At 34.9% G+C, this 16,696-nt stretch carries 11 protein-coding genes; 6 read left to right on the forward strand and 5 right to left on the reverse strand.

Annotated features, from left to right (window positions below; genetic code table 11):
- Window positions 1-47 precede the first annotated feature (47 nt).
- From AC07XN_RS16995 to AC07XN_RS17015, 5 genes are all read right to left on the reverse strand, one after another.
- A complete protein-coding gene (locus tag AC07XN_RS16995) occupies window positions 48-773 on the reverse strand; it encodes a DUF3823 domain-containing protein (protein WP_494743937.1) in 726 nt (241 codons plus the stop codon).
- A gap of 18 nt (window positions 774-791) precedes the next feature.
- Complete coding sequence (locus AC07XN_RS17000; RefSeq protein ID WP_494743938.1) at window positions 792-2,654, reverse strand: RagB/SusD family nutrient uptake outer membrane protein; 1,863 nt, start codon at window positions 2,652-2,654, stop codon at window positions 792-794.
- Between the two features lie 22 nt (window positions 2,655-2,676).
- On the reverse strand, window positions 2,677-6,147 hold the full coding sequence (locus AC07XN_RS17005) for a SusC/RagA family TonB-linked outer membrane protein (protein ID WP_494743939.1): 3,471 nt from the start codon (window positions 6,145-6,147) through the stop codon (window positions 2,677-2,679).
- Between the two features lie 180 nt (window positions 6,148-6,327).
- Window positions 6,328-7,428 (reverse strand): FecR family protein, encoded by a 1,101-nt coding sequence (locus AC07XN_RS17010; RefSeq protein ID WP_494743940.1) that lies wholly within the window; start codon window positions 7,426-7,428, stop codon window positions 6,328-6,330.
- An 83-nt stretch (window positions 7,429-7,511) separates the two neighbouring features.
- A complete protein-coding gene (locus AC07XN_RS17015; RefSeq protein WP_309917583.1) occupies window positions 7,512-8,102 on the reverse strand; it encodes an RNA polymerase sigma factor in 591 nt (196 codons plus the stop codon).
- An 865-nt stretch (window positions 8,103-8,967) separates the two neighbouring features.
- Between AC07XN_RS17015 and AC07XN_RS17020 the strand changes: the two genes are divergently transcribed.
- The 6 genes from AC07XN_RS17020 to AC07XN_RS17045 form a co-directional block, all read left to right on the forward strand.
- Entirely contained in the window at window positions 8,968-9,879 is a 912-nt protein-coding gene (locus tag AC07XN_RS17020) for an AraC family transcriptional regulator (protein ID WP_309917927.1), read from the forward strand.
- Window positions 9,880-10,048: 169 nt separating this feature from the next.
- On the forward strand, window positions 10,049-11,086 hold the full coding sequence (locus AC07XN_RS17025; RefSeq protein ID WP_494743941.1) for an efflux RND transporter periplasmic adaptor subunit: 1,038 nt from the start codon (window positions 10,049-10,051) through the stop codon (window positions 11,084-11,086).
- 38 nt (window positions 11,087-11,124) lie between these two features.
- Window positions 11,125-14,247: an efflux RND transporter permease subunit gene (locus AC07XN_RS17030; protein ID WP_494743942.1), complete on the forward strand. Its 3,123-nt coding sequence runs from the start codon at window positions 11,125-11,127 to the stop codon at window positions 14,245-14,247.
- Window positions 14,248-14,383: 136 nt separating this feature from the next.
- On the forward strand, window positions 14,384-15,667 hold the full coding sequence (locus AC07XN_RS17035) for a TolC family protein (RefSeq protein WP_494743943.1): 1,284 nt from the start codon (window positions 14,384-14,386) through the stop codon (window positions 15,665-15,667).
- Window position 15,668: 1 nt separating this feature from the next.
- Entirely contained in the window at window positions 15,669-16,262 is a 594-nt protein-coding gene (locus AC07XN_RS17040; RefSeq protein ID WP_494743944.1) for a TetR/AcrR family transcriptional regulator, read from the forward strand.
- Between the two features lie 132 nt (window positions 16,263-16,394).
- Window positions 16,395-16,696: hypothetical protein (locus AC07XN_RS17045; protein ID WP_494743945.1), on the forward strand; the 302-nt coding region annotated here is incomplete at its 3' end.

Consider the following 16,696-nt stretch of genomic DNA (forward strand, 5'->3'; position numbering starts at 1 on the left):
TTTTCGGACAGTCTCTTTATACAGAATTAATATACAAATCATTATTATCAAAGCTGTAGCTTTAGGGTCTTTGAATAAAGAAGGTCAGTTACTCCGACAGTCTTAACTCCTATACGTGCATATATAAATCCTGTTTTGGACAAAGTAACCTTTTGAGATGCTGTTAGTGTTTTTAAATCAAGGAAAATACTATTATTACCAACAGATAAATTAGTAAATGCCTTTTCATATACTTTGGAAGTATTATCAACAATTGACGTGACGCCCAAATATATTACTACTTTTTCCAATACAGCTGTTGAAACATTTTTTTCTAAATTAAATGTTGCTTTGTAAGTGGAATCACTGACCTCAGTGGCATAATTAGATAACCAAAAGTAAGGTGTAACTTCAAAGTTGACATTAGTTTTAGTTCCTTTTAATGAAAAACGCAATGTATCTTTATTGGTAACCCAAGGGCCTTTACCGGGTGTAATTACTAGATAGTAATCCCCATCAAATGTATTGATAGTGTATGTACCATCTTCTCTGCCAAACATTTTGATATATCCGACATCCCACTTTTCTGGTCCAACCTGATTTAGTTGAAGCATATTTGTCCCCGTAACATCCGAGGCAGTTCCCATTAGTTGCAGAGGTTGCCCCTTATAAAGGAATTGACCTGATATAACCGAAGTGGGATAGCTCCAGTTATCAATTTCTTTGCTACATGCCGTAATGCAAATCAGCACAACTAACATCAATGCTGAAATACTATATATATTTTTTTTCATATTGCCGTATTAAAATAGTTATTGATTAGGATTGATTACAAGCCTTGGATTATTGGTAATCCAAGAGCTCTCGATAATTCCATAATAATTTGTGATAGGGAAATATAAAGGAGTGGTTGCTCTTTTATACGATACCTGTTTTGTAAAAACCCATTTGCCATTGTTAGGGTCTCCTTGACTAACCACCTTATATGGAAATAATGAAAACATTTGTGCCGTAGCATCGCCAGGAACACCATTCCAGAGTGTATGTGCTAGTCTCCATCTTTTAAGATCCCAAAAACGATGATCTTCAAATGCGAACTCAACACGGTATTCATTTACAATTTTATCAAAAGTAATTGTTGAAGTAGTTAAAGGTTGAATACCTCCCCTGTCTCTAACGACATTGATATACTGAACAGCCAAGGCAGTTTGGCCTAATTCAAATGCTGCTTCAGCCGCTATAAGATATGCTTCAGCAATTCTGAAACGAGGCATCCACATTGCACTAAAAGTTGGATTTAGACCTGCACCAACTGTTTCGTCAAGAAATTTACGGACTAAAAATCCAGTTTTGTTCACATAGTTATTAGAGTTTGCAATGGGGCCATTGATAGATGTCAGAACATCTCCAGCGTTCATACTTCCTGTTGGTCCAGCATTTATCACATAATTACCTGAGGTGTTTTTGTTAATTTGTCCAGCCTGTAAACTTACTACAAGATTACGGTAAGTGGCATTTGGCCAAATAACAGTCCCCCAAAGTCTAGCGTCTTTCGCAGTAAAAGGGTCTTCTACACTATTATAAAAAACATAGCTACCATCTGTGTTATTTGTTTTAATAGCTGAATTGCTCCCATCCTTGTTTTCAAAAGCCTCTACTAAGTTAAGGAGTGCTCCTAACGCATTTCCTTCTGTATAGTCACGCAAGGAATAAGGCATAGCATAATTAGTAAAAGTAGTTACCACATTTGGAGCAAGCCTATCCAACGCCCAAATAACTTCTGTATTGCCAGCCTTAACGCTTGTGGCTTTATAAAAGGCCAACCCAGGATTGGCTGCGTCCTTCTGGATTACATAAGGACTTTCCGCAATCACCTTCTGTGCTGTAGCTAGTGCCAATGTATAGAATGCTGTTGCACTGTCAGCAGGTATGCCAGCCTCCCAACCAGCTGTACGCACTGTCGGGGTTTTTAAGTTTCCATATTTTGCAATGGAAGCAGCATAGATAGCCGCTCTGGACTTTAACATTAATGCAGCCCATTTATTGACTACTGACGAATTGGTTGTTTTTGAAGAGGTTAGTCTTGGTATAGTTTGGTCACATTGGTCAATAACATATCGGTATATTTGTGCTTCTGTAGAGCGTGGTGTTCTCCAACCTGTGACATCCACCCCTGCCTGATATGTATAAACTGTATCGCCTATTATTGGCATACCACCAATTGAACGAGCCATACTGAAATAATACCAAGCACGTAAAAATTTAGCCTGAGCTTCCATATTTAAACGTTCGGATTCGGGCAAAGAAGGTAAGGATTTAGCTGTTGAAGAGTTTATTCCTTTCAAAAACTGATTAATCCTTCTCACCAATCCATAGTCGTACACTCTGTAAAAATTACGTGGTATTTGTTTTTCATCATCAGTTGTGGTGGCTGCACCATATTGTACGTTGGCCTCGTCGAGTAAATGGTAAGCTCCATAGTCTCCATTTTGCTGTCCATAATTCACAGAAGTATAAAAGGCCGCCAGAGTTGACTGAATCAAAGTTTTATCATTATATACAACACTTTCAGGTAAGTTGTTAACCACTTCTCCGTCAAGTTCTTTTACACAACTGCTTAAAGATATTGAGAGGAAGGCTAATATGCAAAATATTGTTATTATTCTATTTTTCATTTAATTGAGATTTTGAAGTTCATTAGAAAGATGCTTGGAAACCAAAATTGTACACTTTAGGATTAGGATAAGAATTACCAGAACTTGAAGTAATTTCAGGGTCCAATCCTGATGGCATATTAGAGATAGTAAGCATGTTATAACCTGCAAAATAAAATCTAAGATTGGCTATTCCTGCTCGTTTGGTTAATACAGTAGGCAAAGTGTAGCCAATTTCAAGGTTACGAAGTTTGACATAAGTAATATTGGTTTGCCAATAACTGTTTGGCCAATGGGTATTCATCCAGTTGTTTACACCTTTTGTTAAAAGAGGATATTTTCCGATGTTAAAACCACTGTTTTTATCCCAAATATCTTTGTACCATGTAGAATTATCAGCTAAGTATTGTGATACATTTGCATTAGGGTCAAAATAACGTAAATAGCCTTGTTGTTCATACGTGTAAGCAGACGCTCCTACAAAATCTGCACGGACATCTATTCCTTTCCAGTTTGCACCAAAATTGAAAGCGAAATTTATCCATGGTGTTCCAGAGTTGGTCCTATAAGTTACATTCTTCATATCGAGTTCAGTAATATACCCATCTCCATTGGTATCTTGATATATATAGTCCCCTGGTCTAAGTGTTGTATTTCCTGCATGGTCTTGGTCGATAGGATACTTAGCAATTTCTTCCCAAGTTTTAAACTGTCCGATGGCAATTAATTGAAATGACCCATCTCTATAGCGTCCTTCGGTACTACCAAGATCTCGATACTGATTGTAAGCAGATGACCAGTGGGGTTTGTATCTTTCGCCTGTTATCCATCTTGAAAAACTAAAATTTCCTCCTACCCAGTAATTAATATCTTTAATCTTATCTTTCCAGTCTAAAGAAAACTCAACACCCTTTGTATAATCGCCATTCAAATTTTCGGATGGAAGACCAAAGCCTACTTCATTTGGTAACAGAACATCGTAACGACTACCCAGTTCTCCAGTTTGATGACGGCTGAACCAATCAAAACCGCCTTTTAATCGGTTGTTTAATAAAACTATGTCTAAACCAACATTTAATGTTTTAACTCGTCCCCAGGTATATACTGTAGGCAAGCCCGATACCGTAGTTGTTGTTACATTGGCTCCATTTAATATTGCATTACCAGTATTATAGTTATATCCAGTGATGAAAGACAAAGCTGAACCAAGTTCCTTACCAGCTATACCATAGGAAGCCCTTAACTTTAAATCGTTAAAAGTATTACTCAAGAAATTATTATTTTTCCAGAAATTTTCCTGAGATACACGATAAGCCAATGACCCGTATGGGAAAAAGCCAAATCTACTTCCTGGTTGATAAAAGTAACTTCCATCATATCTTGTAGAAAATTCTGCAATGTATTTACCTTCAAAATCATAATTTAGTCGTCCTATAAATCCTAATCTTTTCTGAATATAACTTATATTATCGGTTACTGTAATACCTGGCGTTGCATTTGTAAGATACTGAATACCATTTGCCACAGGCGACCCCCAAATATATACACTAGGATACGTTCCTCTTTTACCCTCCATACCACTAAACAAAAAGAGATTGTGGTTACCAAAGGATTTTTTATATTCCAATTGCAAGTTGGTAGTAACTTCCTCATTGTTTTGGATAAACCTTTCAACATAGCGACCGTTTCCTGAATAAGCCACGTTATACTGAGACGATGTCTTGTCATACGAGTAAAGAATTGGGGAAAGCTCTAGCAAATCGGTCTTATAGTTTTTATACCAATAGGTAAATAATCCTCTTGCTTTAAACCCTTTGGCAATCTCTAATTCTGCCGATCCATTAATAAGTATCACTCTAGATTCAGCTTGGTATTTACCAGATGTTTTGTAACCAACCCATCCATAACTGTATTGTGGGTCGATGGTTGATATCAGTGGATAATCTTCATTGCCGTTGTAGTATGGCTTCTTTGTAGGTAAATTACGGAATGCCGTTTCTTCAGCAAACGAATAGTCATCTCCGGGCAGGCCTGGCTGTTCATTGTGTTCTAAACGCCCCTGCATGCCAAAACCTATTTTGAATCGCTTTGAGATGTTTGCATTTATATTAGATTGAAAATTGGTTCTAGAAAAGCCTACAAAGTTTCTCAAGAGCCCTTGTTGCTGTAGATTCCCAACACTTACATAGTAGTCTACATTATCAGACCCACCCGAAAGATTGATACTATTATAGAATTGTGGCGCTGTTTGCCAGATATAGTTATACCAATCAAAAGAAGTGTGATCATCATCTACCTTATTAACCCATTTTTCATATTCATCCTTTTTGATAGTTCTAGCGTTTTCTGATACTCCATTATAGGTTTCATCTTGGATAATTGCCCTAAGGTACGTAACTGCATCAGCTGGCTTATTATACCCAGACGCTTTTTGCACCCCAAAATAGCTTTGTAAACCTACTTTTAACTTCTGGTTTCTTTTTCCTTTCTTTGTAGTTACTACAATTGCTCCATTGGCGGCTTGCATCCCATAAATAGCGGCACTACCATCTTTCAGTACAGAAACGGATTCTATATCATTAAAATCCATTTGGGAAAAACTGCCCATATCGCGAACTGCCCCATCAATAATTACCAGTGGTGTACCTATATTTCTTATTTGAATAGAAGGTTCACTACCAGGCCGACCTGTATTCTGACGGAAATTCAAACCAGGTATTTTTCCGACAAGTGCACCAGCTGCTGTTGCCGTTTTACTATGCGAAAGCTCATCAGCATTCACAGTAGAAATTGCCCCTGAAATAGTTTTTTTGTTTTGTGTTCCGTAAGCTACTACCACTACTTCATCTAAAGATTTTTGGTCAATTGCCATTGAAATAGTAAAAACAGTTCGTTTCCCTATCAGAACTTCTTGTTTGGCATAACCTACATAGCTAAATACTAAAATGCTATTTTCATCTTCAACATCTATTTTAAATTGCCCATTTTCATCAGAGTTCGTCCCTTTTACAGTTCCTTTTATAGTGATATTTACTCCTGCTAATGGTTTCCCGTTTTCATCCTTTATTGTACCAGAAACATTTTGGTCGATGACTCCCTCTATATTTTCGAACGATGCCTCATCCATGTTTTCACTGGTGGCTCTGGGAGTCTCCACATTGCGAAGTATGATTCTATTACTTACTTCTAAAAAGGTAATATTTAAGGGTTTAAGTACTTTTGTAAGTACTTGCGAGAGTAGCTCATTATTAGCAGTAATACTTACTTGTTTATCAAGTTTTATCATCCTTGAATTAAATGAAAACTTAACATTGGCAGACTTCTCAAGTTTTGTTAATACTTTTCCTAAAGTGACTTCTTTCATGTTGATACTCACATGTTTAGCCAACATTTCTTGACCATTGACGTTAGTCGCCATGGTAACACTTGAGAAGACAAGTACTATAAAAGATTGTAAAAATGACATTTTCACGATTTGGTAAAGCAACCGCTTGTAGTTAAAAGTTTTTTTCATACTTTTGGTTCGTTTTTGTTTAATACTGATTGAGTTGGTATAAGCAAAATAATTCCCACACTCCTTAGCAGAGGAGCGTACATCGAACAGAGAAGGGAAGTCACTGGCGTTAAAAATGTAGCAGCATTTTTAACGCCTTTTTTAATGGATTTTTATCATATTGTTTTTGTGATTAGATAGTTAGTTGCAACCATTTGAGTAAATAATTATTTGGTTTCCATTCATTTCATATCTGGTATTATTCCCCAAACTTTCGCAGATAATCTTAAGTTTTTCAGGAAGGGGTTGATCGCTCAAGGATGTTGTAAGATAGCAGTCTTTCAACTTTTCCTTTGGGTAATCTATTTCTATCAAATATGCTTGTTTAAGTGTGGTAAATATCTGGCTGACTGCCACATCTGCAAATTCAAAATTTACTTGTTCTATCGTTTCAACCTGATTTGTAGTATCTGATTTGTTTTTATTAATAGTTATAATCTGATCGAATATCAACTCTTTGCGTTGGAAACGAATAGACTGGTTAGGAAGAAGTACAATGGGTTTATCTGATGCCTGTACACTAGTATTTGAACTGATACTGACTTTACCTGTTCGTACTACTACGTCTACATTAGGATTGTCTTTATAAGCTTTTATTCTAAAGCTTGTCCCTAGTACTTTAGTGACTAGTTCGTTGGCGAAAACAAAGAAAGGTTTTGCAGGATTTTTACTGATTTCAAAAAAGGCTTCGCCTAAAAGATATACTTTTCGTTCATTGCCGATAAAGAGTTTTGGATAGCTCAATTTACTATTCGGTTGTAATAATACTGAACTACCATCCGAAAGTGTAATCAACTGGGGTTTATTAGTATTATTCGCTTGTTCTATCAGTCCGTCGTTTTGTTGACTAATTAATTGTTCATAGTCTAACAATTTTTGAGGAGTAATTTGTTGTTGATACACCCAAACCAAACAGATACCAATCAGTAAAATAGCCGCAACCTTTTGTAAGGTTGATGATTTGAATAACCGTACCCAAGAGTTTCCTTGATTAATACGTTCTTGTTCATTAATTTTCTCCCAAGTATGTCCTAAAGCGTCTTGAATATCCGCTTTTTGTATTTCCTGTTCATCAACCTTCATTGCCAATAAATATAAGCGAGCCGATTGCATAAGCTCGGTGGATTCATCTTTAGAAAGAGTCCACTCATGCCACTGATGATGATGTTTCCCTTCAAGTACCCACTCTTTAAAAGAGCTGTCGCTAAGGAAGTCATCTATAGATTGATAAGTTTTTCGCATTGTCCTATGGAAATGGTTTCAAAACTAGAGAGGACAGCATTTTTTGGGGATACTCACTTTTTTGTATTTTTTTTCGAAAAAAATTAAAAAAACCTTGAAAGTAGTATAAATACAAGGGTTAAATCTCCAGACCAAGCATCTCTAAGATGTTGTAATGCTCTGAATACAAGGTTGTTAGCAGATTGATAATTAATATCAAAAGTTTCTGAAATTTGTTCAATAGTTAGTTCTTGATGATAACGAAGATACAATGCTTCTTTTTGCCTAGCAGGAAGAGCATTAATAAGTTTATTAAGATATGTTACTTTAGAAGCTGTTATTTCATCATGAATGAGTTTTTCTTCAATCGAAAAATCCATTAAAAAATCAAGCCCTTCTACTGAAGTCGTTTGACGAAATATATGGTCTCGTTCATGTAATCGAGCAATGCGTTTACGTACACTAGATAAAAGATATGCCTTTACTACTACTTTATCTTGAAGGGAGTGTCGATACAACCACAAATCTACAAAAACATCTTGTACACAGTCTTGTACTTTGTCGGAATGTGACATTAATGAATTTCCATAATTTACCATTGAACGAAAATAACGCTCAAATAAATTTGAAAAAGCCCATTCATTGCCCTCTCTTAAACTTTTCCATAGGGTTTCATCGCTAATATCTAATGTCATATCATTGAAGAAAATATTCTTTAATAAAACAAAAGTAATTTATTTTTTAATTAATCGAAGAAATCCACATGATTTTTTCTAAAGCCCAAAAGAGATTATGATTCATAACTATTCTTGCAATAATAGAAAATTCTTCAAATGTAATTAATCTCTATTTTGAAGAATTTATATATGAAAGCTATTCTAAATGAACCTATGTTCAATAACGCATATATTATACGACAACAAGCTTGCCTTGATTCTAGGAAACCAGCTATAAAGTTATTCTTTATTTTTAAGCAGGATATCGTAACTACCAGATTGTACCTTGACACTTTTCCATTTTTATCAATACTAATTTTACGTCTTAAAACTTTAGTTAGTGTGTTAGCTAGATTTCATATCTACTAATAATTGTATAGTCAAACGGATGTTTGAGTGGACTGAAGAATACAGATAGTTAGGATTTAGAAACATTAAATCAAACAATAATTAGATAGGCTTAAAAAATAGAAGTTTCGAATTAATAAATTACAACAATTCTATTTTTGTATTATAATTTATGTTATGTTAACTAACATTAAACTATGCTAGTTACCTATTTCATGAGCAAAGCATTAACTAATATATAAATGGTATTAGTATTAGACAGTATTTCAAGTATTGAATATAAATCTCCATGAAGATGGTAACTTATATGGCGATTCCTCTTATTTGAACCAATACTTTTTAGAGTTTCATAAGGAGTTGAATCTGGTTAAAAGAAGACAAATAATGATTATTAAAATGGTTTTTATGAAAACACAAGACTTGAAAATTATAAATTATGTAATAAATTTACGAACTGTCGAATTATTTTCTCAAGCAAAGAGTTGAATTTACATATATGAAACCCAAAGAGAATAGTGTACCAGTCTATAAATTAACAGATTTAATGATAGACGATCCACAGCCTGAACTTTATGATATAAAATCAGATGATTTTAGCATAAAAGTGAATATTCCTTTGGTTGAGCTTGAAATCTTCAAGAAATATTTTCGTACAGACTGCTTCATCATATTCCTCGTTTTAGAGGGAGAGATAAGAATTGATATTAATTTAGAAGAGTACAGTGCTAAGAAAAACAGTATTATTATTGTTTCTCCTAACGATTTGAAACGCTCTGTCTCTACCAAAGATGCCCTTGTATCAAGTATCGCTTTTAATGCTAACTTTATGACTAAAGCGACCGATACAGTTAAAAATATATCTGAAGTTTTTAGTTATTTGACTTATCAAAGCTTACCTCTTTGGACGCTAGAGCCTAAAGATGCTAATACCCTAAAAAAGCTGTTGGAGCAAATCTCATATCGTACTGTTGATATAAAAGAACATCCTTTTGGGAAAGAACTACTTTATACTCATTTTAATATTCTTCTATACGAATTAGGCGGTTTTGCTAAAAAGTACTCAATATTTAAAAGTACTAATTTGTCCAGAAAAGAAACTTTGGTGATGAACTTTGTATCTCTTTTACAACAAAAAGTTAAATTTCAACGCAATGTTCAGGCTTATGCTTCTCAGCTAAATATTACACCTAAATACCTTACTGAAACCGTCAAAGAAATTTCTGGAAAAAGTGCAGGAGAAATTATTGACGACTTTGTTATTCAAGAAGCAAAAATAATCTTGAGTGATTCAAATTTAAGCATTTCCGAAGTTGCAGAAGAACTTCATTTTAGTGACCAATCTTTCTTTGGAAAGTTCTTTAAAAGACATACTGGAATTTCTCCAAAAGAATATCGCAAATTAGATTAATGCGTTACGATATTAATTTTTGTAAAATAATCTCGACTTCTTATCATTTCAAAAAATAGAAAAACGACTTTCTGACCAATCTTAGCGAATTCATGACCTTTTTAAATGCTATTGGGTGTGCCAACTTTGTAGCATCAAATTATAGTATCATTTAAACATGAATATCCTTATGATAAAGTCAAATCTCGTAAAGGCTTTCCCTTTATTAGTGACCACCCTAATGCTTTCAGCCTGTGGAAATAAGCCTACAGAAACGCAAGATAAACCTAAGGCTGTTAAGGTAACGACTCAGCAAGTTGAAGAAATTAATAGTCGCCAAAAACTTAGCTATTCTGCTACTATCGAGCCAGATATTATTACCAAAATAGGTTTTGCAGTACCTGGTGTAATCAACAATGTTACGGTGAAAGAAGGTCAGTTTGTAAGACAAGGTCAGTTATTGGCAAGCATTGATGCTACCGAATACGACAATGCCTTAATTATTGCCAATGCAGGCCTAGAACAAGCCGAAGACATGTATCAGCGACTCAATGAACTTTATCAAAAAGGAAGTCTTCCAGCAAAAGATTATATCGATATTAAAACAAAGCTAGCTCAGGCTAAAGCCAGTAAAAGTATTAATAGTAAACATATTTCTGACAGTAAATTGTATGCTCCTATGTCGGGTATTATTACAGAGAAGTTGATTGAACGTGGAAGTATGGCCGCTCCTGGTGTTCCTGCATTCACCATTATTAAAACAGATAAAGTTTATGCTAAAATCACTGTCCCAGAAAATGAGATTGGAAGTTTTAAAGTAGGCATGCAATCAAATGTTTTTATTCCGACCTTAAGTGATTCAGTAAAAGGAACAATATCAATTATTAATCCACAAGCAGATGCTGTTTCAAAAACCTATTCAGCAAAAATCCTTTTGAATAATATCGGGCAAAAATTACTACCTGGCATGATTGCTAATGTAGCAATTAATCCAAATAAGTATGTCCCTGTAATTACGATTCCAGCTACGGCAGTACTTAGAGATGCAGATGACATTACTTATGTATTTGTTGTCAATGCAGAGAAAAAAGCTGTTCGGAAGCGTATAACCATAAGTAGTCTTATTGGAAGTAAAGAAGCAATTGTAAAAGACGGACTGACTAAAGGGGATTTAATTATTGTGGAAGGTCAGACTCAACTCAGAGATGGCTCATTAGTAAGTTTTTAAAATGATACATCAATGTCAGTTTTTAGCAAAATAAAAAAATGGAAAAACGAAAGGTAAATTTTATTGAGGCTGCAATGAGATACAAGGAGGTAACAATAGTTATAACTTGCTTGTTATTGATATTTGGCTATTATTCCCTTCGGAATATGCCCCGTGCCGAAGACCCTAAAATTGATACGCCAGTAGCAATGGTGTATGCTTTTTATCCTGGTGCCGATGAGGTACAAATGGAAAAACAAGTAACTTCCAAAATAGAACAATATTTATTCTCTTTTGAAGAAGTAAACAAACAGAAAACAAAATCGCAAACAAGAGATGGACAGGTCTTTATCACAGTTGAGCTCCATACAAGCGTAAAAGATAGAAAGAAATTTTGGGCTACTTTACAGCATGGGTTTAATACCGTTGTTCGTGGTAATATTCCAGCGGGTGTTATTGGTCCAATTACAAATAGCAATTTTGGGGATGTAACGGCTCAAATTATAGCTGTATCTTCTTCGACAAGGAGTTATGCAGAGCTAGAGAAGTATCTTGATAAGATGGAAGATGTACTAAAAACAATTCCTGAAGTATCAAAAATTAATCGCTCTGGCGGGCAGAAACAACAAATTTATGTTACTGTAGATGACCAAAAAATGTTACAATATGGCTTTGACTTAGGTACGATAGTCAAGACCTTACAAATGCAAAACATTACAGGTTATTCTGGAGAAATGACAATCAGTAAAAATACTATTCCTGTATTTACGAACAGTCAATACAAAACAGAAGCTGATATCGCCAATCAAGTAATCTATACAACACCTAAGGGAGTAATAGTAAGACTAAAAGATGTTGCGTATATAGAAAGACGTTATGAAGAGGAGTCTTCATACATTCGTATTGGAAATGATAAAGTGATGCTGATTTCAACAGAGATGCAGCCTGGCAACAATATTGTAGCTTTTGGAGAAAAGGTTGAGGAGAAACTAAAAAAACTTCAAAGTAGCTTTCCCGATGACATAAAAATTGAAACGATAGTTAATCAGCCAGAGGTTGTTGCTGAAAGTATCGACCATTTTATGATTGAGTTCGGAATGGCCATTGCGTCTGTTATCATCGTAGTAATGTTATTGTTGCCTTTCAGTATGGCAGCGGTTTCTTCTATTGCAGCACCTATTGCCATTCTTATCACTTTTGGGTTGATGAATATGATTGGTGTAGAACTACATCAGGTTTCACTGGCAGCACTTATTATTGTGCTTGGAATGGTAGTGGATAATGCCATTGTGGTGGTGGATAATTACATTGAAAAACTAGATGAGGGTATTACGCCGTGGACTGGTGCTTGGCAGGCAGCAACCCAACTTACTTTGCCCATATTTACAGCCACTTTAGCTATTATTTTTGCTTTTGCACCATTAGCATTTTTTATGAATGGTATAGCCAAAGACTTTATGGCATCTTTACCTATTACAGTTGCCATTGCATTGATTACCTCCATGTTAGTTGCTTTATTTTTAACACCTTATACATGTTATGTATTTATCAAAAAAGGGCTAAAACACAAAGTGTCTGACCGCCCACCGAGAAAATCATTATTAGATTATTTACAAAATATATTTAATATATCTGTTGAATTTTGTTTCCGCTGGCCAAAAACAACGATGGTTTCTGCAGTAATCGCTGTATTAATGGCCTTCTTAGTTGCTAGTAAAGTTGATCAGGAGTTTTTCCCAACTAGCGAACGCAATCAATTCAATATCGAAGTTTGGATGCCTGATGGAACAGCTCTTGCTGAAACGGATAAAACCGTGAAAGAAGTTGAAGCTATTTTGAAAAAAGATAAAAGAGTTGTGAGTGTTGCAAGTTTTGTAGGTACTAGTTCACCTCGTTTTCAGACTACTTATGCACCAGAAATTCCACGCAGAAATTTTGCGCAATTATTTATCACAACCGTTGATAACAAGGCTACTGATGATATTGTACATGAGTATCGTCCTAAACTTGAATACTTAGTAAAGGACGCTTATATTAGATTCCGACAATTGAGTTTTCAAGAAGGCTCTCCGATAGCTGTAAAAGTAATTGGCAATAACATCAACGACCAGAAACGTGTGGCTTTACAGATAGAGGATATCTTACGCCAAGCGAAAGGCACAAACTGGGTACGTACCGACTACGAAAATGATTACTTAGGTATTAGTCTAAATGTAAAAGAAGATATTGCTGCTCGTTTGGGGGTACCCAATCAGGTAATTACTCAAACGCTGGGAGCTGGACTAAAAGGTTTTGCAGTTTCTCAATTATGGGAAGGAGATAAACCCATTGATATTTTTCTTCGATTAGATGCAAATAGCAGAAAGGATGTAAACCAATTGGGAAATTTGCATTTAAGTACAATGTATGGAACGAAAGTGCCATTGAATGAAGTAGCAGAACTTAAACCTTCATGGCATACTGGGGTTATTGCACACCGAAATGGCATTAGAACACTCTCTGTTTTATCTGAAGCTCAAAATGGCATCAGAGCTTCGAATATTCTGAAGGAAATTCAACCTAAAATTGAAAAGCTAAATTTACCTGAAGGAATAAGTATTGAATATGGAGGTGATTATGAATCAAATGCTGAAAATGCACCCGGAATGCTCAACGCTTTAGGGGTGAGTTTAATATTGATTTTTATTACTTTGCTAATCCAGTTTAAGAGTTTAGCTAAAACCTTAATTATTTTATCAACTTTCCCATTAAGTTTACTTGGAGCTTTTCTTGGTCTATATCTCACCAATAATCCAATAGGAATGACTGCCTTTATGGGCATTATCAGTCTCATTGGTATTGTAGTACGTAATGGAATTATCCTCGTTGATTATGCTGATGAATTGGTTTTAGAACATCATTATACCATTAAAGCCGCAGCCTTAGCCTCTGCAAAACGTAGAATGCGTCCTATTTTCCTTACTTCAGCAGCAGCGGCAGTAGGTGTTGTCCCAATGATTGTTGGCAAATCCCCACTATGGGCTCCACTTGGAAGTGTATTAGCTTTTGGTCTAATTATTTCAATGGTACTTACCTTGTTTGTTGTTCCTGTGCTTTATTACAAATTTGTAAAACCAGTACCTGAACCTGCCGATGAATTTGATGCAAACGTAGAAATTCAATACAAGCCTGAACATCTCTAAGATTTTAAATGAGTACAATAAAATGAGCTGAGGGGGATAAGTGAGATGAAGGTTATCTTTTAATCCTATGTGTGTGAGGTAATCCCCCAAATGTTCTTAAACTAAAGTGAGTTCGATAAAAACTAAAAATAAGAAGATGAATTTTATCAAGTATTGGAAAGTATTAACAGTGACAATAATTGCTGGGATAAGTTTACCTTGTGACGGACAAAACGTTACACTAACTCTACAAGAATGCCGACAACTGGCAGTGACGCAAAACAAAAAAATAAAGGCGGCACAATCTCAAATTGCAGCAGCCAAAATTGCTAATGAGGCCGCTGGGCTCAACAATCGCCCGTCTTTTGATGCTTCAATCATGGGGGTTCATGTCGGAAAACCTCTTGACAAATTACTTCCCCCTGCCCTATTAAATGGTTCTGTCTCAGCAACACAACCTATCTATACTGGTGGAAAAATAAAATTGGGTCAAGCTGCTACTTCAAAAGCTATTGAAATAACAGAAGAGCAAAAAACAATGACCGAAGTAGATGTGCTATTTGAAGTAGAAAATGCCTACTGGCAGATTGTTCAAGTAAAGGATAAAATAGTGCTTGCCAATAAGTACAAAGAAATGTTGCAACAACTTCATGCTGAACTCGAAAATGCAGTAAATGCTGGACTTACTTATAAGAATGATTTATTAAGAGTAGAGGTAAATATGAATGAAGCTGATTTGAACATAGCAAAAGCTAATGATGGCTTGGTTTTGGCAAAACTCAATTTAGCACAAATCATTGGACAATCTAATCATACAGATTTCGATATTAAAGATTCAGTTGATGGAAATTTCAGTGCAATGGCGACGCAGTCTTTCGATGGAATTGCAGACAATCGACCTGAAATCAATTTACTAAAAAAAGCCATTGAGATTGAGCAAATTCAAACCAAGCTAATTAAAGCAGACCTTAAACCCCAAATAGGTTTTTCATTATCTGGGTTTAGCAGTGTAGGTAAAAAAATTAATTTTAGTAATGGTGAAAATTCAATGACGTCTTATTACGGCTTATTGAATGTAACTATTCCTATTTTTGATTGGGGAAAAAATGCCAAGAAAGTAAAAGAACAAACATTGCACATACAAGCAAAACAATGGGAATTAGAGGGAACAAAAGAGTTAATTAACCTTCAAGCACAAAGTGCGTGGTTGCAAATTAACCAATCAGTAAAAAAGATTGCGCTAACAGGACATTCAATGAAACAAGCTGAAGAAAACCTCAGATTGGCCAATGACCGCTATAAAGCTGGCACAATTACTGGAAAGGATGTACTAGAAGCTCAGGTGATTTGGCAACAAGCTTATAGCAGTAATATAGACGCCAAAGTGGAGTATAAAGTTAATATAGCCAATTATAAAAAGGCTGTTGGAGAGTTGAGATAAAATGAAGAGTAAACAAATCCATATTATTGAAACGGCAATGTCCCTGTTTGCTAAACAGGGTATTAATGCCGTAACAATGGATGAAATATCAATTAAATGTGAAGTATCAAAAAAAACAATTTACGAATACTTTATCAATAAGTCCGCTTTGGTAGAAAATGTTGTAAAGCACTTATTAAATGAAATTGAGCGATACATTAGATTTTGGCCAAGTATTTCACCTAATGCAATTTCTGAAATAAGGTATTATTTCCAATATGTAGAGGTCAACGTATTGACTATTTCTCCGATGTTCTATCATGATTTAATACAATATAGTTCTGCATATAATTTGTTTTTGCAGTTTACTGATGAAAAATTATACGCTTTCTTAATGCAAAATATTGTTAGAGGACAGGCAGAAAATATTTATCGAAGTAATACTGAATTAATAATCAAAGTACATTTATGGTTTATAAAAAAAATTATAAGTGATGTGTCCTTCCAAGTGGAAGTTGATAGAATCAATTTTTTTTCTTGCTCTAATGATGCTTTCTTACGTTCATTACTCAACAATAATGGGCAAAAAATGGCTCTGAAAAAAGATGTTTTCTAGCTTAAACCAATAATAACCTACACCTAAAAAACTTTTCTATTTTCAGATAGCAAAATTGTATTTTAATACAAATCACTCGCCAATTTAACGTTAAGTTGATAACCATAACATTTGTTAAAAAGCATAAACAGCATGGAAACATCAATGTCAAATACAAGAATTTTTTTTCTGGTACAGCAATATCACGAAATGATGAGTGATAATATGCAATATATTCAGGAAGGCATCATATTATTAAAGCAGCACTTTATTCAAGGAACAAAGACAGAAGAACTTGAGAAAATAGAAGATGAGCTTTCATCCTTACACGAGCAACATACCCAAAATATTTATACTTGTTTGCAAATAAAACAGGCATACTTAACCGACAATAAAATAATCATGAATCAGCTCAATCAAATTTTTTGCATGATAGAATGTAGCATTTTTAGTGC

The sequence above is a fragment of the Arcicella sp. GW458-12-2-14-TSB2 genome (assembly GCF_059423785.1).